A 21,741-nucleotide genomic window follows, 5' to 3' on the forward strand; every position below is an offset into this window, starting at 1 on the left:
GCGAAGGGAGACCCGGGATCCATTCCGGAACGCTTCAGGAATGGATCCCGGATCGGCGCCGCTACGCGGCTTGTCCGGGATGACCGCCTGCTTGCGGGCAGAATGCCAAGAGCCGTTTACGGGAGATACCCATGGACCTGCGCTTCACGCCCGAGGAACTGGCCTTCCGCGACGAGGTGCGCCGGTTCTTCCGCAACGAGATCCCGGCCGAGATCCGGCGCAAGGTCTCGGAAGGGCGAGGGCTGACGCGCGAGGACTATGTCACCTCGCAACGGATCATGAACGCCAGGGGCTGGGCGGTGCCGCACTGGCCGAGGGAATGGGGCGGCCGGGACTGGACGGCGATCCAGCGCTACATCTTCACCGAGGAGATGCTGCTCGCCGCCGTGCCGCTGCCGCAGCAGTTCAACTGCTACATGGTCGGGCCGGTGATCGCAGCCTTCGGCTCGCAGGCGCAGAAGGAGCGGCATCTCTCGCGCATCGCCAATCTCAACGACTGGTGGTGCCAGGGCTTTTCCGAGCCCGGCGCCGGTTCCGACCTTGCCTCGCTCAAGACCAAGGCGGTGCGCGAGGGCGACCACTACATCGTCGACGGGCAGAAGACCTGGACGACGCTCGGCCAGCATGCCGACTGGATCTTCTGCCTGGTGCGGACCGATCCGGCTGCGAAGAAGCAGGCCGGCATCTCCTTCCTGCTGATCGACATGAAGACGCCGGGCATCACGCTTCGGCCGATCATCACGCTGGAAGGCCGGCACGAGGTCAACGAGGTCTTCTTCGACAAGGTCCGGGTTCCCGTCGAGAACCTCGTCGGCGAGGAGAACAAGGGCTGGGACTATGCCAAGTTCCTGCTCGCCAATGAGCGCGCGGGCATTGCGCGCATCGGCCTCTCCAAGGAGCGCATGGCAAGGATCAAGCGTCTCGCGCAGGAGATGCCGGCGGGCGAGGGCACGATGTGGGATGATCGCGACTTCCGCGAGCGCTTCGCCGGCGTCGAGATTGAATTGAAGGCGCTGGAGATCACCCAGATGCGGGTCGTCGCGGCCCAGGCACGCGATCCCGGCAGGCCGGACCCGGCCTCCTCGATCCTCAAGATCAAGGGCTCGCAATTGCAGCAGGCGACGACGGAACTCCTGCTCGAAGTCGCCGGCCCCTTCGCATTGGCGGCGCCGGAGCGCGGCGCCGAGCCGATCAATGACTGGCCCTTCGACTATGAATGGGCCGATGCGGCCGCCGCGAACTATTTCAACAACCGCAAGGTCTCGATCTATGGCGGCTCGAACGAGATCCAGAAGAACATCATCGCCAAGGCGGTGCTGGGATTGTGAAGCCACCATGCCTCAGCCCTCATCCTGAGGAGCGGGCTTCGCCCGCGTCTCGAAGGATGTTCCAGTGTTCTCTGGAGGCATCCTTCGAGACGCGGCCACGCGGCTCCTCAGAATGAGGGCTGGTGATTCCGGCCGTTGACAGGAAACCGCCATGGATTTCGACCTCTCTCCCGAACAGGCGCAGCTCAAGGACGGCGTCGAGCGGCTGATCGCGGCGAACTATCCTTCGCTGGAGGCGCGCCAGAAGCTCGCCCGCGAGCCGCTCGGCTTCTCCGAACGTAATTGGGCGCAGTGCGCCGAGATGGGCCTGCTCGGCATTCCGTTCAGCGAGGCCGAGGGCGGCTTCAGTGGCGGGCCGGTCGAGACGCTGGTGGTGATGGAGGCGCTCGGCAAGGGGCTGGCGCTGGAACCCTACCTTGCGAGCGTGGTGCTCGGCGGTGGCGCCCTGCGGCTCGCCGGTTCGGCCGAGCAGCAGCAGCGGCTGATCCCTGCCGTGGTCGACGGTTCGCTGCGGCTCGCGCTCGCCCAGACCGAGAAACAGGCGCGCTACGATCTCAACGACATCGCCATGACGGCACGCAAGGTCGAGGGCGGCTATGTGCTGGATGGCGCCAAGAGCGTCGTGCTGAGCGGCGACAGCGCCGACCTCCTCGTGGTCAGCGCCCGTACCTCCGGCGCGCGCCGCGATGCCCAGGGGATCAGCCTGTTCCTGGTGCCGGCCGATGCGCCGGGCCTGCGGATCACCGGCTATCCGACGCAGGATGGCGGGCGCGCCGCCGAGATTGGCTTTTCCGGCGTGCGGGTCTTCGATGCAGATTTTCTGGGGGAGGAAGGCAAGGGGCTGCCGGTGCTGCAGCGCCTCTCCGAATACGCGATCGCGGCGCTTGCCGCGGAGGCGGTCGGCGCGATGGCGGCCCTGCACGCGCTGACCGTCGACTATCTCAAGACCCGCACGCAGTTCGGCATGCCGATCGGCAGTTTCCAGGTACTGCAGCACCGGGCCGTCGACATGCTGATCGCGCTCGAACAGGCGCGTTCCATGGCCTTCTATGCCGCGATGATGGTCGAGCATCCCGACGCGCAGGAGCGCGCCGCGGCGCTGTCGGCGGCCAAGGTCCAGATCAACCGCTCCTGCCGCCTCGTCGGGCAGGAGGCGGTGCAGCTTCATGGCGGTATCGGCATGACCATGGAGTATATCGGCGCCCACTACTTCAAGCGCCTGACCATGATCGAGAGCCTGTTCGGCGACACACCGCACCATCTGCGGCGGGTCGCGGCGGCCGACGGGCTGGTGGCCTGAGCCGGGTTCAGCGTCCCTCGGCAGCAAAGCCGAGCGGGATCGCGCTGGTCGATTTCAGCTCCTCCATCGCGAACATCGAGGTGACGTCGCTGAGGTCGATGCGCGAGATCAGCTTCTTGTAGAGCGCGTCATAGGCGGCGATGTCGGAGACATAGGCCTTGAGCAGATAGTCGATCTCGCCGCTCATCCGGTAGAAGTCGACGATCTCCGGCAGATCGTGCACCGCCGTGTGGAAGCGCTCCAGCCATTCCATCGAATGCCTGGAGGTCTTGACCGCGATGAAGACGGTGACGCCGGCGCTGAGCTTGTCGCGGTCGAGCAGCGCGACGCGGCGCCTGATATAGCCGGCGGCTTCGAGCTTCTGGATGCGCCGCCAGCAGGGCGTCGAGGAAAGCCCCACGGCTTCGGCGATGTCGGCCAGTGGCAGGCTCGCATCCGCCTGCAGCAGCGCAAGGATGCGCAGATCGAAGCTGTCGAGCTTGGCCAAGGGGATTCTCCGAGGCTGGAATGAAAAGTGTCTGAAATTACTTGTGTGAGAATCTGATGCTCGTTGCAATTTGATTGTTGGCATCAGTTTTCAATTTTCATGGATTTTGGCGCCAGGTAGCAAATCCTTCCCCATGAGCCCGACCTATCATGCCCTGGCGTTCGAGACCGGGGAGATCAGGACATGCAGGGTTACCTCAGCGAGGAGCGGCGCGGGGCGGTGCTACGCGATCTGCGGACCCATGAGGGCACCTGTTCGCGCGACTATCTGGCGGCGGCGCGCAATGTCCTGCGCGAGCTTGTCGCCGTCCCCGATCTGGTCCAGCGCCTGCCGCTGCTGCGCAAGCCCGGCGGCTATGCCCGCAACCTTCTCGCCGGCAACGACGCCGTCAGCGTCTGGGCGATGGTCTGGGCCGAGGGCGCGACGACCTCGATCCATGATCATCACTGTTCCTGCTGCTTCGGCGTCGTCTCCGGCACGGTGTCGGAAACCTGGTATCGCGCCGTCGACGCGGCCCGTGCGGTGCCGACCGAGGAACATGACCGGCAGGCCGGCTATGTCGCCTGCATGCTGCCGACCGGCCCGAACATCCACCGCATGCAGAATCGCGGGCGGGGCGAGGCGATCTCGATCCACATCTACGGTTTCGACCACGAAGCCCACAGCTCGTCGATCGAGACGGAATACACCGCTGTCGCCGGCTGAAGGACCGCCGGCGCCGAGGGTCAGTCCAGCCAGCTCGTAAAGCCTTCGACCGGTTCGCGCTCCGGCACCAGCCGGTTGGCGGGGGCGTCGGGATCGGCCTTGCCCAGGGCGATACCGCAGACCACGACCTCGCTCTCGGGGATCGCGAGTTCACGCCGCACCACCGGGTGGAAGCGCGCGAAGATCGCCTGCGGGCAGGAATCGAGGCCATGCGCCTGCGCCGCGATCAGGAAGGTCTGCACGAACATGCCGAGGTCGAGCCAGGAGCCGATCTCCAGGTCGCGGTCGATCGTCACCATCAGCGCCACCGGCGCCCCGAAGAAGCGCAGATTGGCCTGGGTTTGGCGCTTCATGCCTTCATGATCGCCGCGGACCACGCCGAGCAGCGAGTAGAGGTCCCAGCCGACCTTGCGGCGGCGCGAGAGATAGGGCTCGCGGAAGGTCTGCGGATAGTAGCGGTATTCTTCCTCGATCGGCAGGTCGGGGGAATCCAGCGCCGCGATCAGCCCCTGTTCCAGCCGGGCGCGCGCCTGCGGGCCGAGCACGCGCACGCGCCAGGGCTGCATGTTGGTGCCGCTCGGCGAGCAGGCGGCAAGTTCGAGCAGGCGACGGACCAGCGCCGGATCGACGGGATCGGGCAAGAAGGCGCGAATGGCGCGGCGGCTCTCGATGGCGTGTTCGACAGTCGCAGCGTCAGTCATACGGGGTCCTCGACTTGCTGTCCTCAGCCCGCTTTGCGGGCCGCGACGAAGTCCTCATGCTCGCGCAGGAGATCGCCGGCGAGCGCCTTGGCGATCAGCTTGCGGGTGTTCTCCAGTCCGTAGATCGCCGCGAAGGAGCCGAAGCGCGGGCCCTGCTCCTCGCCGAACAGCGCCTGATAGATCGCCTTCCACCATTCGCCGGTGACGGCGGGGCGCTCGGGCGTCGCGCTCTTGGCCTGGAAGTTCTGGTAGCGCGGGATGGTGCGGGCGATGTCGAGGGCCGTGTCCTGCACGGTTTCGGCCGAGGCGTCGGCCGGCAGGGCGGCGAGCGCGTCGGCGAGCGCAGCGAAGGCTTCGCGCTCGACATCGTCAGGCAGACGGTAATGCTTCGCCGGCTTAACGAAGTCGCGGAAATAGGCGATGGCGTAGCCGACGAGCGCATCGAGGCGCGGATGCGTCTGCGCCGAGACATCCGGCGCATAGCGCTGCAGGAAGGCCCAGAGCACCGCCTTGTCCTCGGAGTTGGCGACGGCGACGAGATTGAGCAGCAGGCCGAAGGTGATCTGCGTGCGGGTGGCGTTCTCGCCCGAACCGGCCTGGGCCACCAGCTCCGGAGCCGGCGGATTGCCGGCATGGATGTGCCAGGCCGGGTTGCCGAGCCGGTTCTTCCAGTCCTGGCGCTCATAGCCGCCGAGGAACTGGAGATACTCGTCGACGGCCCGCGGGATCACGTCGAAATGCAGCTTCTTGGCCTCGCGCGGCCGCGAATACATGAACAGCGCCAGGCTTTCCGGCGAGCCGTAGGCGAGCCATTCCTCGATGGTCAGGCCGTTGCCCTTCGACTTCGAGATCTTCTGGCCCTGCTCGTCGAGGAAGAGCTCGTAGTTGAAGCCTTCAGGCGGCGTGCCGTCGAGGGCGCGAGCGATCTGCGAGGAGACCTTGACGGAGTCGATCAGGTCCTTGCCGGCCATCTCGTAATCGACGCCGAGCGCCACCCAGCGCATTGCCCAGTCCGGCTTCCATTGCAGCTTGGCATGGCCGCCGGTGACCGGGGTGGTGAAACGCTCGCCGGTCGCGGGGTCGGTCCAGGTGATGGTGCCGGCCTCGACGTCGCGCGCCTCGATCGGCACCTGCATGACGATGCGGGTGTTCGGGTGGATCGGCAGGAAAGGCGAATAGGTCGCGGCGCGCTCCTCGCGCAAGGTCGCCAGCATGATCGACATGACCTTGTCGAAGCGCGCCAGCATCTTGAGCAGGGTCGCGTCGAACTCGCCGGCGCGATAGGCGTCGGTCGAGGACTTGAACTCGTAGTCGAAGCCGAACTGGTCGAGGAACGCGCAGAGGCGGGCATTGTTGTGCCGGCCGAAGGAGTCATGCGTGCCGAACGGGTCCGGCACCTCGGTCAGCGGCTTGCCGAGATGCTGCGCCAGCAGTTCCTTGTTCGGGACGTTGTCCGGGACCTTGCGCAGCCCGTCCATATCGTCCGAGAAGGCGATCAGCCTTGTCGGGATGGCGTCGTCCGTCAGCACGCGAAAAGCGTGGCGCACCATGGAGGTGCGGGCGACCTCGCCGAAGGTGCCGATATGCGGCAGGCCCGACGGGCCGTAGCCGGTCTCGAACAGCGCCTCCTTCTTGCCCGATTTCTGCAGCCGCGCGACGAGCTTCTTGGCTTCCTCGAACGGCCAGGCGGCCGAGACGCGGGCGGCTTCGATCAGCGCGGGTTCGAAAGCGGACATTTGGTCTGAGGTCCTCGCAAATGCGGCAGGGGAGCGGGCGGTTTCGCAGATATGCGTGGGCGGCGTCAATGCGCTGTCGCGCCTCGGCTGCCCCCGCAAGGACGCCTTGCCGGAGCAGGGGAGGGGTATAGGCTGTGCCGGCCCAAGCCTTACGGGCACAAGCCTGAAAGGATGCCGCATTGGACCGCGATCTGCACGACACACTCACCGCCTGGCGCCAGCACCTGCATGCCCATCCGGAACTGTCGCTGCATGAGCAGAAGACCAGCGCCTTCATCCAGGAGAAGCTCCGCGAGCTCGGCGTGCCCTTCACCGCCAATATCGGCGGGCACGGCGTGGTCGCGACGCTGAAACGCGGCAGCTCCGACCGCAGCGTCGGCCTGCGCGCCGATATCGACGCCTTGCCGATCCAGGAAGCCAACGACCTGCCCTATGCCTCGAAGACCGCGCGGGTGATGCATGCCTGCGGCCATGACGGCCACGCCGTGTCGCTGCTCGGGGCGGCGGCGCTCCTGCTGCGCGACGAGAGCTGGAGCGGCACGGTGCAGCTGATCTTCCAGCCTTCCGAGGAGAACGGCGCCGGCGCGCGGGCGATGATCGCCGACGGGCTGCTGGAACGCTTTCCGATGGAGCGGGTCTTCGGCTTCCACAACTGGCCGGGGCTGGAGGCCGGAACGGTGCAGGTGCATCGCGGCCCGGTGATGTCCGATCCCGGCAAGTTCGAGATCACGCTGCATGGCACGGCCGGCCATGCGGCCAAGCCCGACCTGACGCGCGATCCGATCGTCGCCGCCGGCCATCTCATCGTCGCCTTGCAGACCATCGTCGCCCGCAATGTCGAGCCGATCGATAGCGCGGTCGTCTCGATCGGCGCGATCACGGGCGGCACGGTGCACAACCAGATCCCGGACAGCGTCACGCTGAAGGGTACGTTCCGGACCTATCGCCTGCCGGTGCGCGAGCGCGTGATGGCGCGGATCAGGCAGATCAGCGAGGGCATCGCCGAAACCTTCGAGATGCGGGCCGAGGTGCTGCTCACCGCGATGGGCGCCCCGACGGTCAACAGCGAGATCGAGGAGGAGCTGGCGATCGCGGCGGCGAAGAGCGCCGGGCTCTCGGTCCGGCGCGACCTGCCGCCGAGCACGGCGTCGGAGGATTTCCCGATGCTGACGCAGGATCGGCCGGGCGCTTATGTCTGGATCGGCAACGGTCCGGCTCAGGATGGCGGCGAGCTGCACAACGAGCGCTACAATTTCAACGACGCGATCCTGCCGGCGACGGCGGGCTGGATGGCGGCGGTGGCGCGCCAGGCTCTGCAGGGCGAACGGAGCAATGCTTCGGCCGCGACCGCCGGGGATTGATCAGAACGGGCTCACCGGAAAGAAGCGGATGAACAGGCGCGCATAGGTGCCGTCGTCCCAGAGCGATTGCAGCGCATAGTCGATGGCGCGCTTCAGCGGCAGCTCGTCCTTGCGCAGCAGGAAGCTGACGCCCTCGCCGAAATAGCGGGACTCCAGATAGGGGCCGCCGGCAAAGGCGAGTTCGTTGCCGCCGCGGCCGGCCAAAGCGAGGGCCAGGGCGAAGCCGTCGCCGAAGACGTATTCGGCGTCGCCGCTGCGCAGCAGGGTCAGCCCGGCCAGCATGTCGGCGACCTCGCGGCGCTGCACGAACGGCGCGAGCTGCTCGAGGAAGGCCTGATGGGCGGTGCCGGCGATCACGGCGACGCGCTTGCCCTGCAGGGCGACGAGGTCGAGATCGGCGCGCGCATTGCCGCGCGTCGTGACGAAGCGGGCGGGCGAGCGGTAATAGAGATGGCTCGCGGCGAAGCGCTCGCGCAATTCGCGGGTGACCGGGATGGCGGCGGCGAGCACATCGCCACGGCCCTCGGCGAGCGAGTCGAGCAGGGTGTCGAAGCGCCGCGCCTGCACCGTGCAGGTCATTGCGAGCTTCTCGCAGACGGCGCGGGCAAGCTCGACCGAGAAGCCGGTGACGCCGCCCTCGGGCGTCGCGAAATGCATCGGCGGGAAGTCGTCGTCGGTGAGGAAGCGGATCACCCGCGGCGGGCCGGGATCGGGCCGCTCGAGCCGCACATTCGGATCCCAGAAGTTCGGCACGACATAGGAGGAGGCCGGCTGCGCCTGGGCCATCGCTCCGGCCGAGGGCAGGAGCAGCAGCGCGGCGAGGGCGCTCGTGGCCAGGGCGTTGGCGAAGCGGGCGAACATCACCTGTATCTGGCGTCAGGGCGAGGTGGGGATCAAGGGGCAGTTGCCGTCATAAAGGGCGCGGGATCCCCTCTCCTGCAAGGAGAGGGGTAGGGGTGAGGTGTTCGGGAGAGAAAACGCTCGCCGCAACGCAGCCGCGGTCAGCGCTCACGCAACTGATCTTGCCGCCAACACCTCACCCTGCCCTCTCCTTCCAGGAGAGGGTTCCCCGAGCTCGGCTCGGCAGCGTCGAGCGTTCATCCCAGCGCCGCGGCCGTCGCCTTCGCGCCCTTCTGGAACAGGCTGCCAAGATGCCCCGCCACAGCCTGCGTGAAGCGCTTCTCGCGCGGCAGGTCGTCGCCGAAGATCGCGCCGATGCCGAACAGGGCCGTGCTCAGCGCTGCGGCATCGCGGCCGGCGGCCTTGGCGCGCGTCGCGAACTCGGCGGCGAGGGGATCTCGCACGTCGATCGCGGCGCCCTTCTCGTCGGTGCCGGTGACATAGGACATCCAGGCGGCGACGCCGAGCGCGAGGTGGTCGATCGGGGCGCCGCCCTTCAGCCGCTCGCGGATGGTGCCGAGCAGGCGCTGCGGCAGCTTCTGCGAGCCGTCCATGGCGATCTGCCAGGTGCGATGCTTGATCGCCGGGTTCTGGAAGCGGGCCAGCAGGTCGCCGGCGTAAGTTCTGAGGTCGACGCCCTGCGGCGCCGGGACAGTCGGGATGATCTCGCCCCAGAGCCCCTGCAGGAAGCGCGCGAAGACCGGATCGCGGCTGGCATCGGCGACCGTCTCATGGCCGGCGAGATAGCCGAGATAAGCCAGGCTCGAATGCGCGCCGTTGAGCATGCGCAGCTTCATGAACTCGAAGGGCGCGACCTCCGAGACCATCTGTGCGCCGACCGCGTCCCAGCGTGGCCGGCCCGCTGCGAAGACGTCCTCGATCGCCCATTGCCGGAAGGGCTCGCCGATCACCGGTGCGGCGTCGTCCAAGCCGAGCAGGCTCGCGACCTCGGCGATGTCGGCATCGGTGGTCGCCGGGACGATCCGGTCGACCATGGTCGAGGGGAAGGCGCCGTTGGCCTCGATCCAGGCGGCGAGCTTATCGTCGCGTAAAGCCGCGAAATCGCGGACGAGGCCGGCCAGGACATGACCGTTGGACGGGAGGTTGTCGCAGCAGAGCGCGGTGAAGGGGCCGAGGCCCGCGTCCTTGCGGGCGGCGAGGCCCGCGACGATCAGGCCGATGGCCGAGCGCGGCGCAGCGGGATTGGCGAGATCGTGGACGATGTCGGGATGGTCGGCCTTGAGCCTGGCGGTCGCCGGATCGTGGCAATAGCCCTTCTCGGTCACGGTGAGCGAGACGATTCTGGTCTCCGGCGCGGCGAGCTTTGCGACCAGTGCCTGCGGGTTCTCGGGCGCGACCAGGATGTCGAGCACCGAGCCGATGACCCGCAGTTCCGGCCCGGCGGGGGTGCGTTTCAGGAAGGTGTAGAGCCCGTTCTGCGGCTTCAGCCGGTCGCGCTGGTCGGGCCTTTGCAGGCTGGCGCCGATGATGCCCCAGGCGCCGAACTCTTTCTCCAGCGCGTCGTCGGTGAACTCGCACATATGGGCGCGGGTGAAGGCGCCGAGGCCGAGATGGACGATGCCGGGCTCAAGCTTGCTGCGGTCATAGCCCGGGCGCCGGACGGTGGCGGGGAGGGCGGCGAGCGTGGCGGAGGACAGACGGGTCAATGGAACAGCCTCGGCAGCCAGAGGGAGATGCCGGGGACATAGGTCACGAGCAGGAGCACGGCAACCGAGGCACCATAGAACGGCCAGATCGTGCGCATGGATTCGCCGATCGAGATGCGCCCGATCGCGCAGGCGACGAACTGCACCGAGCCGACCGGCGGAGTGTTGAGCCCGATGCCGGCATTGAGGATCAGGATCACGCCGAAATGGATCGGGTCGACACCGAAGGCCTTCACCACCGGCAGGAAGATCGGCGTGCAAATGATGATCATCGGCGCCATGTCCATGAAGGTGCCGAGCACCAGCAGGATGAGGTTGATCATCAGGAGGATGACGAGCGGATTGTCGGAGACCGCCTTCATCGCTGCGATCGTCGACTGCGGCACCTGCAGGAAGGCCATCAGCCAGCCGAAGGAGCCGGCGGCGCCGATCACCAGCAGCACCATGGCGGTAGTGCGGACGGCGCCGAGCGTCGCCTCGACGAAGGCGGTCCAGGTCAGCTGGCGATAGACCAGGATGGTGACGAGGATGGCGTAGACCACCGCGACGCAGGAGGATTCCGTCGCGGTGAAGATGCCGGAGCGGACGCCGCCGAAGATGATCCCGATCAGGAGGATGCCGGGCGTCGCGACGACGACATAGCGGCCGACGGCGGCGAAGCCCGGAAACGCCTCGCGCGGATAGCCGCGCTTCACCGCCACCGCCCAGGCTGCGACCATCAGCGCCGCGCAGAGCAGGAGCCCGGGCACGATGCCGGCGGTAAAGAGGTCGGCGATCGAGAGATTGCCGCCCGCCGACAGTGAATAGATGATCATGTTGTGCGAGGGCGGGATCAAAAGCGCGATGATCGCCGCGTTCGCCGTAACGTTCACCGCGTAGTCGGCGTCGTAACCGCGCTTCTTCATCTGCGGGATCATCAGGCCGCCGACGGCCGAGGCGTCGGCGACGGCCGAGCCGGAGATGCCGCCGAAAAGCGTGCAGGTCACGACATTGACCTGGCCGAGGCCGCCGCGCAGATGGCCGACGAGGCTCGCCGCCATCTGGATCAGGCGCTCGGCGATGCCGCCGCGGATCATCAGGTCGCCGGCATAGATGAAGAACGGGATCGCCATCATCGCGAAGGCGTTCATGCCGGAGTTCATCTGCTGGAAGACGACGACCGGCGGCAGGCCCATATAGGCGACGGTCGCGACCGAGGCGATGCCGAGGCAGAAGGCGACGGGGACGCCGATCAGCAGCAGCAGCGAAAAGGTACCGAAGAGAACCCAGAGTTCCATGGCTCAGACCTCCTGCTCGGAGCCGAAATGGCCGAAGCCGAGCGGGGCCTGCGTCAGCCCGGTGACGAAGAGCAGCATCTTCTCGAGCGCGAACAGGGCGATCAGCGCGCCGCCGGCGGCGATCGGGACATAATCCCAGCCGCGCGAGATGCCGATGATCGGCATGCGGTCGCTCCAGGTGCCCATGGCGAGTTGCGTGCCGTAGACTAGCATGGCGAGGCCGAAGGCGCAGACGAGGCCCTCGCCGATCAGGATCAGGGCTTTGCGCACAGGCGGCGGCGACATGATCAGCCCGACCTCGAAGCCGAGATGGTCGCTCTCGCGGACACCGACGGCGGCTCCGAGCAGGATGAACCAGGACATCAGGAAGAGCGCGCCGGCCTCGACCCAGATCGGCGTGTCGTTGAGGACATAGCGACCGAACACCCCCCAGGCCACCATGGCCGTCATCAGGACGAGGCCGGTGCCGGCCGTGACGAGCGAGTACAGGCTGAGCTTGGCGCCGAGGCGCGTCAGAAGCGCGGTGAAGGCGTGCATGGGATGTCCGAAGGTGACGAGGGCGACGGCCGGCCTTTCGTCATTGCGAGCAAAGCGAAGCAATCCAGGGGGACGAAAGAGCTCTGCCGCCCCTGGATTGCTTCGTCGCTATGCTCCTCGCAATGACGTGTAAGAGCTGCGCCAACCCGAGGGTTGGCGCAGGGGCTCACTTCACCGCCTGGATCGCGGTGACCATTTCCTTGAGCTTCGGGTCGGTGACGAACTTGTCGTAGACCGGCTTCATCGCGTCGATGAAGGGCTGCTTCTCGACCGCGTTGATCTGGGCGCCGCCGGCCTTGACCTTGGCTTCCGAAGCCTTCTCGCGGGCATCCCAGAGCTCGCGCATCTTGGCGACGGATTCCTTGGCGGCCGTCTTGATCAGCGCCTGGTCGGCGGCGTTGAACTTGTCGAAGGAGCGCTTCGACATCACCAGCACTTCCGGCGAGAGCGAGTGCTCGGTCTGCGAGTAGAACTTCGAGACCTCGAAGTGCCGGGTCGATTCATAGGACGGCCAGTTGTTCTCGGCGCCGTCGATGACGCCGGTCTGGAGCGCCGAATAAACCTCGCCGAAGGGCATCGGCGTCGCATTGGCGCCGAGCGCCGAGACCAGAGCGACGAACATGTCCGACTGTTGGACGCGGATCTTCATGCCCTTCATGTCGGCGGGCGTGTTGATCGCCTTCTTGGAGTTGTAGAAGGAGCGCGAGCCGGAATCGTAGAAGGCAAGGCCGATCAGGTCGTGCTTCTCGAAGTCCTTCAGCAGGTTGTCGCCGATCGGACCGTCCATGACCTTCCGCATATGGTCGACCGAGCGGAAGATGAAGGGCAGCGACGGCACGTTGGTCGCCGGGATCAGATTGTTGAACGGCGCCATGTTGATGCGGTTCATGTCGATGACGCCGAAGCGCGTCTGGTCGATCGTGTCCTTCTCCTGGCCGAGCTGGGCCGAGTGGAAGACGTTGATCTTGATGCGGCCCTGGGTGCGCTCGTCGAGCAGCTTGCCCATGTGGCGGACGGCTTCGACCGTCGGATAATCTGTCGGATGGATGTCGGTGGAGCGCAGGGTGACGTTCTGCGCCTGCGCCGACAGGCTGAAGCTGGTGATGAAGGCCGCGCCCGCAAGCGCGGCGAAATGCCGTCTCGTGATCATGTTGAAGTCCCTCCCGTTGAAGTCCGCCGGATTTTCCGGTCGTTTTTGCCCGTGATGGGCGCCCTGCCGGCAGAGGCCGGCGCGGCGATGTCTAGAGAAATTCCTCCCGCATCGGCGTGAAGGAATCGACGAGCTGCCCGGCCTCGACGGCGACGACGCCATGGACGAGGTTTGCCGGCACGAAGAAGCTGTCGCCGGCGGAAAGCCGGCTGGTCTTTCCATCGATGGTGACGTCGAAGACGCCGCTCTCGACGAAGCAGGCCTGGCGGTGCGGGTGCTGATGCGGCTTGCCGACCGCGCCTTTCTCGAAGGCGACGCGCACCACCATTAGGTCGGGCCCATAGCCCATGATCTTGCGCTTGATGCCGGGATCGGTCGCCTGCCAGGCGATGTCCGCATCATGCTGGAAGAAGGAGTTGAGACGGTCGGTCATCGCGCCAGCCAGCCTCCGTCGACAGGAAGGATCGCGCCGTGGATGTAGGCTGCGGCATCGCTCGCCAGGAACACGGCCGCGCCGCCGATATCGGACGGCTTTCCCCAGCGTCCGGCCGGGATGCGGGCGAGGATCGCGGCGTTGCGCTCGGGATCGGCGCGCAGCGCCTCGGTGTTGTTGCTCTCGACATAGCCGGGGGCGATCGCGTTGACGTTGATGCCCTTGGCCGCCCATTCGCAAGCGAGGAGCCGGGTCAGGCCGGCCAGCCCGCTCTTGCTCGCCGTGTAGGAGGCGACGCGGATGCCGCCCTGGAAGGAGAGCAGCGAGGCGATGTTGACGATCCGCCCGGTGCGGCCGGCTGCGAGCGCTGCCTTGGCGAAGGCCTGGGCCAGGAAGAAATTGGCCTTGAGGTTGAGGTTCATCACCTCGTCCCAGTCGCTCTCGCTGAAGTCGAGCGCGTCCGCCCGGCGGATGATGCCGGCATTGTTGACGAGGATGTCGAGCGGGCCGGCGAGGGCCTGAGCCTCGTCGATGACGCGGGCGGCGATGCCGTTCTGCTGGAGATCGGCCTGGAGCGGCAGGCAGGTTCCGCCGGCCTCGACGATCAGCTTCTGCGTTTCGGCCATGCTCGAGCGTCCGGCGGCGACCACGGTCGCGCCGACCTCTGCCAGCGCCAGGGCGATGCCCTGGCCGATGCCGGTATTGGCGCCGGTGACCAGCGCCCGGCGGCCTTCCAGCGAGAAGGGCGAGCGCGTCACCATCAGCGCAGGGTCTCCACCGGGGCGGCGTCCATGTCGGTGAACTCGACATTGTCGCCGGCCATCGCCCAGACGAAGGCGTAGTTCGAAGTGCCGCAGCCGCAATGGATCGACCAGTTCGGCGAGATCACCGCCTGCTCGTTGGCAACGAGGATGTGGCGGGTCTGTTGCGGCTCGCCCATGAAGTGGAAGACGCGATGGGCGGGATCGAGGTTGAAGTAGAGATAGGCCTCCATGCGCCGCGTATGGGTGTGGCAGGGCATGGAGTTCCAGACCGAGCCCGGCTCCAGCGCCGTCATGCCCATCACCAGTTGGTTGGTACCGGTCGAGTTCGGCATGATGTATTGCCGGATGGTGCGCTTGTTCGAGGTCTCCGCCGAGCCGAGATGCAAGGTGTTGGCCTCGTCCTTGCGGATGAGCTGGTGCTTCGCCTCGCGATGCGCCGGGGCACTGGTCAGGTAGAACTTGGCCGGATCAGCCGGATCGGCGCTGGCGAAGGAGACTTCCCTAGCGCCGAGGCCGACATAGAGCGCGTCGAGGCTCGGCAGGTCGAATCGCTCGCCGTCGACGGTGACCGAGCCGGCGCCGCCGAGATTGATCACGCCGAGCTCGCGCCGCGCGAGGAAGAAGGGCGTGCCGGTCGGCGGGAACGGGTCGAGCGTCAGGGGCTGGCCGAGCGGCATCGCGCCGCCGACGATCATGCGGTCGTAATGGCTGTAGGTCAGCGCGACCTCGCCTTGCACGAAGATGCGCTCGATCAGGAAATCCTGGCGCAGCGTTTCGGTATCGTAGCCGCGCACGTCGCGCGGATGGGCGGCCTGGCGTTCGTCGATCATAGCGGCGCCTTCCCCGTCATTGCGAGAAGCGCAGCGACGAAGCAATCCAGGGACGGCAGAGTTCTACGTTCCCCTGGATTGCTTCGCTTCGCTCGCAATGACGGCAGAGAGTGCGTCTTCACAGCTTGTAGGCCTCCTTGGCCAGGCGATAGGCGAGATCGTGGGCGACTTCCGCCGCCTCGTCCTCGTCGAGCCGGTGCTCGGCGACGAGCTTGGCGAGGTAGTGGCAGTCCATGCGGCGGGCGACGTCGTGGCGCGCCGGGATCGAGAGATAGGCGCGGGTGTCGTCGTTGAAGCCGACGGTGTTGTAGAAGCCGGCCGTCTCGGTGGTGAGCTCGCGGAAGCGCAGCATCGCCTCGGGCGCATCGAGGAACCACCAGCCCGGCCCGAGCTTCAGCGCCGGGTAATGGCCGGCGAGCGGGGCGAGCTCGCGCGAATAGACGGTCTCGTCGAGGGTGAAGGCGATGACGGTGAAGCCGGGCTCGTTGCCGACCGCGTCGAGCAGCGGCTTCAGCGCCGAGACATAGTCCAGCCCACGCGGGATGTCGCAACCCATGTCGCGGCCGAAATGCTCGAACAGATGCGGGTTGTGGTTGCGGTAGGAGCCGGGATGGATCTGCAGGACGAGCCCGTCATCGAGGCTCATCTTGGCCATTTCGGTCAGCATCTGGCCGCGGAAGAGGTCGGCATCCTCGGCCGAGAACTTGCCCTTCAGGATCTTGGCGAAGAGCTTCTCGCATTCGGCCTGAGTGAGGTTGGCGGTGCGGGCCGTGGCATGGCCATGGTCGGAGGAGGTCGCCCCGCGCGCGATGAAATAGGCGCGGCGCTTGCGATGGGCCTCGAGATAGCCGTTCCAGCTCGTGGTATCCTCGCCGGTCAGCTCGCCGAACTGCTCGAGATTGCCCTTGAAGCCCTCGAATTCGGGATCGACGACGCTGTCGGGCCGATAGGCGGTGACGACCTTGCCGCCCCAGCCGGAGTCCCGGATCATGTCGTGCCATTTCAGCGGGTCGAGCGCGCCTTCGGTGGTCGAGATCGCCTCGATCTTGAAGCGTTCGAACAGGGCGCGCGGGCGGAACTCGTCCTGCTCCAGCTGCTCGGCGATGCGGTCATAGATCTTGTCGGCATTGTCGGCGCTGAGCCGCTCGCGGATGCCGAAGATCGTGTTGGCGGCGTGCTCGAACCAGAGCCTGGTCGGCGTGCCCCTGAACAGGTGCCAGTTGCTGGCGAAGAGCTTCCAGATCTTGCGCGGATCGCTCTCGACCTCGCCGCCATCCTTGCGGGCAATGCCGAGCTCTTCGAGCTTGATGCCCTGCGAATAGAGCATGCGGAAGATGTAGTGGTCGGGCTTGACGAACAGCGTCGCCGGATCGGGAAACGGCTTGTCCTCGGCGAACCAGCGCGGGTCGGTATGGCCATGCGGCGAGATGATCGGCAGGTCGCGAATGCCGGCATAGAGGCGGCGCGCAATGCCGCGCGTCACCGGTTCGGCAGGCAGAAGACGATCGTCGTGCAGCAGCATCGCTGGCGTTTCCTCTTATGGCCGTGACCATAGGCACGGCGCTGTGTCGCGGTCAATATACTAATATACTAGTACGTCAAACGGAGTCGTGTTAGTCGATGTCAATGACAGGCGTCGACTCGCGTCATGTCCTATTCGGGAGGCGACAATCATGGCCGGGGCGAGGCGATGTCGGAAGCCGTGAGCAGCCGCGAGGCCGGTGCGGGCCGCCGCGAGCGGCGGCCGCAGCGCATGGCCGCCGTTCCCGCGGGGCGTGCGACCGCCGCCGCGATGGTCCAGGACGAACTCCGGCGCGAGATCCTCGACATGGAGCTGCGGCCGGGTGCGCCGCTCTCGGAGAAGGAGTTGACCGCCCGCTTCGGGATGAGCCGCACGCCGGTGCGTGAGGCGCTGATCCGGCTGAAGGAAGAAGGCCTCGTCGAGATATTCCCGCAGGCCGGTACCTTCGTCGCGCGCATCCCGGTCGGTGCGATTCCCGAAGCGGTGTTCATACGGCAGGCGCTCGAATGCGCGACCGTCGAATTGCTGGCCGAGCGGGCGAGCGCCGAGGATATCGCCCGGCTCGACGCGACGATTGCGCGCCAGCACGAAGCTTTCGATGGCGGCGACCAGGAGAGCTTTCACCGCGCCGACGAGGCTTTCCACGAGGCGCTGGCGCAGGGCGCCGGCTATCCCGGCGTCTGGAAACTCGCCCAGGCTGCCAAGAGCCAGATCGACCGCTGCCGTCGCATGACCCTGCCGGTGCCCGGGCGCATGGAAATGGTGATCCGCGAGCATCTCGCCATCGTCGACGAGGTCCGGCGCCATGATGCACCGGCCGCGATCGCGGCGATGCGCCAGCATCTCGGAACGCTCCTGCCCGATCTCGTCCATCTGCAGGCCAGCAATCCGGATTACTTCGTCTAGAAGCCTCCGGGAGCCTCATCCTGAGGAGCCGCGAAAGCGGCGTCTCGAAGGATGCTCCAGATGACCCCGGCGCCTTATGTACCATCCTTCGAGACGCGGCCTTGCGGCCGCTCCTCAGGATGAGGGCTGATAGGTAACCCCGCTCTTGCCTCCCGCTTCGTTCCCGCGCCATCTTGCGCCGCCAAATCAGGGAGGCGGACGATGACGACGCGGCGCGATCTTCTGGCGGGGGCGGGTATCGCCGCGCTCGCCACCCAGTTTCCGCTGCGGGCCTACGCGCAGGCGAAGGACAGCGTCGTGATCGGCATGACGCTGGAGCCGCCGACGCTCGATCCCACTTCCGGCGCGGCACAGGCGATCCGCGAGGTCGTGCTTCAGAACATCTTCGAAGGGCTGGTCGCGATGGACCGCACCGGCAAGATCGTGCCGGCGCTGGCTGAAAGCTGGACGGTTTCGCCTGACGGCCTGACCTATACCTTCAAGCTGCGCGGCAATGCCCGCTTCCATGACGGCACGCCCTTCTCCGCGCATGACGTCAAGTTCTCCTTCGAGCGCGCCGTCGCGCCCGATTCGACCAATGCCCAGCGCTGGATCTTCACGCCGATCGCCGCGATCGAGGCGCAGGATCCGGTGACGGTCGTGATCAGGCTGAAGCAGCCGACGGCGAATTTCGTCTACGGACTCGCCTGGGGCGACGCGATCATCGTCTCGCCGGCGACGGCGGCGGACAACAAGACGAAGCCGGTCGGCACCGGACCGTTCAAGTTCGCGCGCTGGAACCGCGGCGACCGGCTCGAATTCGAGCGCAATGCCGACTACTGGGGTCCGAAGCCGGCGCTGGCCAAGGCCATGTTCCGCTTCATCGGCGATCCGCAGGCGCAGGTCGCGGCGCTGCGGGCCGGCGACATCGACGCCTTCACCAATCTCTCGGCGCCGGAGGCGATCCCGCAGCTCAAGGCCGATCCGAAGCTCAAGGTGACGCTCGGCAAGACCGAGGGCGAGACCATCCTCGCCATCAACAACGCCAAGGCGCCGTTCAGCGATGTCCGTGTCCGCCAGGCGATCGCGCATGTGCTCGACCGCAAGACCATCGCGCTCGGCGTCTACGGCTTCGATCTCGATTATATCGGCAGCCATTTCTCGCCGCTGCACCCGGCCTATGTCGACCTGACCGGAACCTATCCGGTCGATATCGCCAAGGCGAAGAGCCTGCTCGCCGCGGCCGGCTTCCCGAACGGCTTCTCCTGCACGCTGCGCCTGCCGCCGCCGGCCTATGCAAGGCGTGGCGGCGAGATCATCGCGGCCTTGCTGGCGCAGATCGGCATCAACGCCGCGATCGAGCCGCTGGAATTCCCGCAATGGCTGGAGCGGGTCTTCCGCGGCAAGGATTTCGACCTCACGGTGATCGCCCATACCGAGCCGCTCGACATCGGCAATTATGCGCGCGACGACTATTACTTCCAGTACAGGAATCCCGAGTTCAAGGCGCTGATGGCCAGGATCGACACGACGCTCGACGAGGCCGAGCGCAATAAGCTCTATGGCGAGGCGCAACGCATGCTGGCGCGCGATGCGGTCAACGGCTTCCTCTTCATCCTGCCGAAGCTGACGGTGACCAAGGCTGACCTCGAAGGCATGTGGACGGACTGGCCGCTGCCGCTGACGCCGCTGGCGGAGGTGCGTTGGCGGTAGCGGATGGTGACAGCTTCGACGTCATTGCGAGCGCAGCGAAGTAATCCAGAGAGACATGGAGCGCTGCCGCCCCTGGATTGCTTCGTCGCTTCGCTCCTCGCAATGACGCCGGGGGGCGGGGATGACGTAGTAGGTGTCGGTTCACGGGACGGAGGGAGCAGTCTGTGACCGCCTACCTGCTCCGCCGGCTCCTGGCCCTGGCCGCCACCTTGATCGGCGCCGCGCTGGTGATCTTCCTCGTGCTCGAAATCCTGCCGGGCGATCCGGCGGCGGTGACGCTCGGCCTCAACGCCGCGCCCGAAGCGCTGGCGGCGCTGCGCACGGAAATGGGCCTCGACCGGCCGGCTCCGGTGCGTTTCCTCAGCTGGATCGGTGGGCTCCTGACCGGCGATCTCGGTCTCAGCTACACCTATCGCGTGCCGGTGACGCAGCTGATCGGCGAACGCATGGTGGTGACGCTGCCGCTCGCCGCGATGGCGATCCTGCTCGCAATGGCGATCGGCATTCCTCTTGGCGCCGTCGCGGCGGCGCATCACAATCGGCCGGGCGATGCGGCGGTGATGGTCTTCGCGCAGGCGGGCCTCGCGATTCCGAATTTCTGGTTCGGTCTCCTGCTGGTGCTGGTCTTCGCGGTCGGTGCCGGCTGGCTGCCGGCCGGCGGCTTCCCCGGCTGGAGTGCCGGGCTCGTGCCCGCCTTCAAGGCGCTGCTGCTGCCGGCGATCGCGCTCGCCCTGCCGCAGGCGGCGATCCTGGCGCGCGTCACCCGGGCGGCGATGCTGGAGACAATGCAGGAGGATTATGTTCGGACCGCCCGGGCGAAGGGGGTGAGCCGGCGCCGGACCATGCTGCGCCATGTGCTGCGCAATGCGCTGATCCCGGTCGTCACCATTCTGGGCTTGCAGTTCTCGGTGCTGATCGCCGGCGCGATCATCATCGAGAACGTCTTCGCCCTGCCGGGACTAGGCCGGCTGGTCTTCCAGTCGATCGCCCAGCACGACCTGATCGTCGTCAAGGACCTCGTCATGCTGTTCTGCACGCTGGTCGTGCTGGTCAATTTCCTGGTCGAGCTGCTTTATGGCGTCATCGACCCGCGCCTGCGGCAGGCGGATTGACGCGATGGCGCAGCTTTCAATGCCAGCCGAGACCGATGCGGGCGGCGCCAGCCGGAACGAAGGGCCGCGGCTCGAGATCGGGCAGCTCGACCGGCACGATGCGGACCGCCTCGACGATATCCTCGGCGAAATCCGGATCGACGCGCAGTGCCGACAGAGGGCGCGGCTCGGGAACGGAAAGCCCGTCCTCGACCATGGCCGCTACGTGCCGACCGAGGGCGCGGGTGCCGCGGCGCACGGCTTCGTCGAGGCTGTCGGCGGAGCAGATGCAGCCCGGGAAGTCCGGGAAGCTGATGCCGAAAACGCCGGCCGACTGGTGAATGAGCGCGATGACGCGCGGCATAGCCTGAACCTCCTCTCGAACGGACGAATGCTCAGCCCATTGGCTTGCCCGACCATAGCCCAGTTCGCCCCGCCGAGGGGGCGCAACTGCGGCAGGGGCCGTGCGACATGAGGCCGCCGCCGCTCGTTGTGCCGGGGCGTCCGCGGCGCTGGTGGGCCAGCCCATCCTTCCTTGCGGGCCTCGCCCTCGCCGGGCTGATCGTCGCCGCGGCGCTGATCTCCTATGTCTGGACGCCCTATGATCCCAAGCAGATGGCGATCCTCAAGCGTCTGCGGCCGCCCTCGGCCGAGCACTGGTTCGGCACCGACCAGTTCGGCCGCGACATCTTCTCGATGATCATGGTCGGCGCCCGCAATTCGCTGGCGGTCGGCCTCGGCGCGGTCGGGCTCGGCCTGACCGTCGGCAGCGCGCTCGGCCTGCTCGCGGCGATGCGGCGCGACGGGCTGCTCGACAATCTGATCATGCGCATGGCCGATTTCAGCCATGCCTTCCCGGCCGTGCTCTCGGCGATCATGATCAGCGCCGTCTGGGGGCCGGGGATGATGAATGCGGTGATCGCCATCGCGATCTACAGCCTGCCCTATTTCGCGCGGCTGGCACGCGGGGCGGCGCTGCAATGCTGGGCGCTGGACTATGTGCTGGCGGCGCGCGCCGCCGGTCTGCGGGAGATCACCATCACCCGGCTGCACATCCTGCCGAACATCGCCGGGGTGCTGGTGGTGCAGGCGACGATCCAGTTCGCGCTTGCCATCCTCGCCGAAGCCGGCCTGTCCTATCTCGGGCTCGGCACGCAGCCGCCGAACCCGTCCTGGGGGCGCATGCTCAACGAGGCGCAGACCTTCATGGCGGCGCAGCCCTGGCTCGCTATCTTTCCGGGCATGGCGATCGCGCTTTCGGTGCTGGCCTTCAATTTGCTCGGCGACGGCCTGCGCGACGCGGTCGATCCGCGCACGCGGCGCTCGCGGGATTAAGTTCGGACATGCTTGCGGA

The 21,741-nt window shown here is 66.9% G+C and carries 21 protein-coding genes; 8 read left to right on the forward strand and 13 right to left on the reverse strand.

Features of this window, described 5'->3' with window-relative positions; genetic code table 11:
- The first annotated feature begins 131 nt into the window (after positions 1-131).
- Positions 132-1,328, forward strand: a complete 1,197-nt coding sequence (locus AC1REK_RS15255) for an acyl-CoA dehydrogenase family protein (protein ID WP_492269398.1) — start codon at positions 132-134, stop codon at positions 1,326-1,328.
- Between the two features lie 151 nt (positions 1,329-1,479).
- A complete protein-coding gene (locus AC1REK_RS15260) occupies positions 1,480-2,628 on the forward strand; it encodes an acyl-CoA dehydrogenase family protein (protein WP_492269397.1) in 1,149 nt (382 codons plus the stop codon).
- Between the two features lie 7 nt (positions 2,629-2,635).
- Here AC1REK_RS15260 and AC1REK_RS15265 read toward each other — a convergent pair whose 3' ends face one another.
- Complete coding sequence (locus AC1REK_RS15265; protein WP_066477611.1) at positions 2,636-3,115, reverse strand: Lrp/AsnC family transcriptional regulator; 480 nt, start codon at positions 3,113-3,115, stop codon at positions 2,636-2,638.
- Between the two features lie 183 nt (positions 3,116-3,298).
- Between AC1REK_RS15265 and AC1REK_RS15270 the strand changes: the two genes are divergently transcribed.
- Positions 3,299-3,820 (forward strand): cysteine dioxygenase, encoded by a 522-nt coding sequence (locus AC1REK_RS15270; RefSeq protein ID WP_492269396.1) that lies wholly within the window; start codon positions 3,299-3,301, stop codon positions 3,818-3,820.
- A 20-nt stretch (positions 3,821-3,840) separates the two neighbouring features.
- On the opposite strand, the gene AC1REK_RS15275 is transcribed toward AC1REK_RS15270, so the two are convergent.
- Positions 3,841-4,521, reverse strand: a complete 681-nt coding sequence (locus tag AC1REK_RS15275; protein WP_316019377.1) for a nitroreductase — start codon at positions 4,519-4,521, stop codon at positions 3,841-3,843.
- 23 nt (positions 4,522-4,544) lie between these two features.
- The gene (locus tag AC1REK_RS15280) at positions 4,545-6,257 is read right to left on the reverse strand and encodes a lysine--tRNA ligase (protein WP_492269395.1); all 1,713 of its coding nucleotides are present in this window, start codon (positions 6,255-6,257) and stop codon (positions 4,545-4,547) included.
- A 179-nt stretch (positions 6,258-6,436) separates the two neighbouring features.
- On the opposite strand from AC1REK_RS15280, the gene AC1REK_RS15285 reads away from it, so the two are divergent.
- Positions 6,437-7,618: an amidohydrolase gene (locus AC1REK_RS15285; protein WP_492269394.1), complete on the forward strand. Its 1,182-nt coding sequence runs from the start codon at positions 6,437-6,439 to the stop codon at positions 7,616-7,618.
- Here AC1REK_RS15285 and AC1REK_RS15290 read toward each other — a convergent pair whose 3' ends face one another.
- The 9 genes from AC1REK_RS15290 to uxaC form a co-directional block, all read right to left on the reverse strand.
- A complete protein-coding gene (locus AC1REK_RS15290; protein ID WP_492269393.1) occupies positions 7,619-8,479 on the reverse strand; it encodes a transporter substrate-binding domain-containing protein in 861 nt (286 codons plus the stop codon).
- Positions 8,480-8,715: 236 nt separating this feature from the next.
- A complete protein-coding gene (locus AC1REK_RS15295; protein ID WP_492269392.1) occupies positions 8,716-10,185 on the reverse strand; it encodes a mannitol dehydrogenase family protein in 1,470 nt (489 codons plus the stop codon).
- A complete protein-coding gene (locus AC1REK_RS15300; protein WP_492269391.1) occupies positions 10,182-11,462 on the reverse strand; it encodes a TRAP transporter large permease in 1,281 nt (426 codons plus the stop codon). Before AC1REK_RS15300 ends, AC1REK_RS15295 begins: the two co-directional genes overlap by 4 nt.
- A 3-nt stretch (positions 11,463-11,465) precedes the next feature.
- On the reverse strand, positions 11,466-11,999 hold the full coding sequence (locus tag AC1REK_RS15305) for a TRAP transporter small permease (protein ID WP_492269390.1): 534 nt from the start codon (positions 11,997-11,999) through the stop codon (positions 11,466-11,468).
- A 166-nt stretch (positions 12,000-12,165) separates the two neighbouring features.
- Positions 12,166-13,149, reverse strand: coding sequence for a TRAP transporter substrate-binding protein (locus AC1REK_RS15310; protein ID WP_316019370.1), 984 nt, complete (start codon positions 13,147-13,149; stop codon positions 12,166-12,168).
- A 91-nt stretch (positions 13,150-13,240) separates the two neighbouring features.
- Complete coding sequence (locus tag AC1REK_RS15315) at positions 13,241-13,582, reverse strand: cupin domain-containing protein (RefSeq protein WP_492269389.1); 342 nt, start codon at positions 13,580-13,582, stop codon at positions 13,241-13,243.
- On the reverse strand, positions 13,579-14,343 hold the full coding sequence (gene kduD, locus AC1REK_RS15320; protein ID WP_492269388.1) for a 2-dehydro-3-deoxy-D-gluconate 5-dehydrogenase KduD: 765 nt from the start codon (positions 14,341-14,343) through the stop codon (positions 13,579-13,581). Before kduD ends, AC1REK_RS15315 begins: the two co-directional genes overlap by 4 nt.
- The gene (gene kduI, locus AC1REK_RS15325) at positions 14,343-15,176 is read right to left on the reverse strand and encodes a 5-dehydro-4-deoxy-D-glucuronate isomerase (RefSeq protein WP_492269387.1); all 834 of its coding nucleotides are present in this window, start codon (positions 15,174-15,176) and stop codon (positions 14,343-14,345) included. Before kduI ends, kduD begins: the two co-directional genes overlap by 1 nt.
- A gap of 118 nt (positions 15,177-15,294) precedes the next feature.
- A complete protein-coding gene (uxaC, locus tag AC1REK_RS15330; RefSeq protein ID WP_492269386.1) occupies positions 15,295-16,698 on the reverse strand; it encodes a glucuronate isomerase in 1,404 nt (467 codons plus the stop codon).
- Positions 16,699-16,824: 126 nt separating this feature from the next.
- Here uxaC and AC1REK_RS15335 point away from each other — a divergent pair, with 126 nt between their 5' ends.
- The 3 genes from AC1REK_RS15335 to AC1REK_RS15345 all read left to right on the forward strand — a co-directional run bounded on the left by AC1REK_RS15335 (position 16,825) and on the right by AC1REK_RS15345 (position 20,408).
- Complete coding sequence (locus AC1REK_RS15335) at positions 16,825-17,604, forward strand: GntR family transcriptional regulator (protein WP_492269385.1); 780 nt, start codon at positions 16,825-16,827, stop codon at positions 17,602-17,604.
- A gap of 201 nt (positions 17,605-17,805) precedes the next feature.
- On the forward strand, positions 17,806-19,296 hold the full coding sequence (locus AC1REK_RS15340) for an ABC transporter substrate-binding protein (RefSeq protein ID WP_492269384.1): 1,491 nt from the start codon (positions 17,806-17,808) through the stop codon (positions 19,294-19,296).
- Between the two features lie 164 nt (positions 19,297-19,460).
- The gene (locus tag AC1REK_RS15345; protein WP_492269383.1) at positions 19,461-20,408 is read left to right on the forward strand and encodes an ABC transporter permease; all 948 of its coding nucleotides are present in this window, start codon (positions 19,461-19,463) and stop codon (positions 20,406-20,408) included.
- Between the two features lie 16 nt (positions 20,409-20,424).
- On the opposite strand, the gene AC1REK_RS15350 is transcribed toward AC1REK_RS15345, so the two are convergent.
- Positions 20,425-20,751: a type II toxin-antitoxin system HicB family antitoxin gene (locus AC1REK_RS15350; RefSeq protein WP_492269382.1), complete on the reverse strand. Its 327-nt coding sequence runs from the start codon at positions 20,749-20,751 to the stop codon at positions 20,425-20,427.
- Positions 20,752-20,858: 107 nt separating this feature from the next.
- Here AC1REK_RS15350 and AC1REK_RS15355 point away from each other — a divergent pair, with 107 nt between their 5' ends.
- Positions 20,859-21,722 carry an ABC transporter permease gene (locus AC1REK_RS15355; protein WP_492269381.1) on the forward strand — a complete coding sequence of 288 codons (864 nt, stop codon included), beginning with the start codon at positions 20,859-20,861 and terminating at the stop codon, positions 21,720-21,722.
- Positions 21,723-21,741: the final 19 nt, after the last annotated feature.

This window comes from Allobosea sp. GW823-FHT02B03, assembly GCF_058797755.1.

Excerpts from the sequence above, each read along its gene's own strand:
- AC1REK_RS15255 (WP_492269398.1), top strand. The coding sequence starts at position 132 with ATGGACCTGCGCTTCACGCCCGAGGAACTGGCCTTCCGCGACGAGGTG.
- AC1REK_RS15260 (WP_492269397.1), top strand. The coding sequence starts at position 1,480 with ATGGATTTCGACCTCTCTCCCGAACAGGCGCAGCTCAAGGACGGCGTC.
- AC1REK_RS15270 (WP_492269396.1), top strand. The coding sequence starts at position 3,299 with ATGCAGGGTTACCTCAGCGAGGAGCGGCGCGGGGCGGTGCTACGCGAT.
- AC1REK_RS15275 (WP_316019377.1), bottom strand. The coding sequence starts at position 4,521 with ATGACTGACGCTGCGACTGTCGAACACGCCATCGAGAGCCGCCGCGCC.
- AC1REK_RS15280 (WP_492269395.1), bottom strand. The coding sequence starts at position 6,257 with ATGTCCGCTTTCGAACCCGCGCTGATCGAAGCCGCCCGCGTCTCGGCC.
- AC1REK_RS15290 (WP_492269393.1), bottom strand. The coding sequence starts at position 8,479 with ATGTTCGCCCGCTTCGCCAACGCCCTGGCCACGAGCGCCCTCGCCGCG.
- AC1REK_RS15300 (WP_492269391.1), bottom strand. The coding sequence starts at position 11,462 with ATGGAACTCTGGGTTCTCTTCGGTACCTTTTCGCTGCTGCTGCTGATC.
- AC1REK_RS15305 (WP_492269390.1), bottom strand. The coding sequence starts at position 11,999 with ATGCACGCCTTCACCGCGCTTCTGACGCGCCTCGGCGCCAAGCTCAGC.
- AC1REK_RS15310 (WP_316019370.1), bottom strand. The coding sequence starts at position 13,149 with ATGATCACGAGACGGCATTTCGCCGCGCTTGCGGGCGCGGCCTTCATC.
- AC1REK_RS15315 (WP_492269389.1), bottom strand. The coding sequence starts at position 13,582 with ATGACCGACCGTCTCAACTCCTTCTTCCAGCATGATGCGGACATCGCC.
- kduD (WP_492269388.1), bottom strand. The coding sequence starts at position 14,343 with ATGGTGACGCGCTCGCCCTTCTCGCTGGAAGGCCGCCGGGCGCTGGTC.
- kduI (WP_492269387.1), bottom strand. The coding sequence starts at position 15,176 with ATGATCGACGAACGCCAGGCCGCCCATCCGCGCGACGTGCGCGGCTAC.
- uxaC (WP_492269386.1), bottom strand. The coding sequence starts at position 16,698 with ATGCTGCTGCACGACGATCGTCTTCTGCCTGCCGAACCGGTGACGCGC.
- AC1REK_RS15335 (WP_492269385.1), top strand. The coding sequence starts at position 16,825 with ATGTCCTATTCGGGAGGCGACAATCATGGCCGGGGCGAGGCGATGTCG.
- AC1REK_RS15340 (WP_492269384.1), top strand. The coding sequence starts at position 17,806 with ATGACGACGCGGCGCGATCTTCTGGCGGGGGCGGGTATCGCCGCGCTC.
- AC1REK_RS15350 (WP_492269382.1), bottom strand. The coding sequence starts at position 20,751 with ATGCCGCGCGTCATCGCGCTCATTCACCAGTCGGCCGGCGTTTTCGGC.
- AC1REK_RS15355 (WP_492269381.1), top strand. The coding sequence starts at position 20,859 with ATGAGGCCGCCGCCGCTCGTTGTGCCGGGGCGTCCGCGGCGCTGGTGG.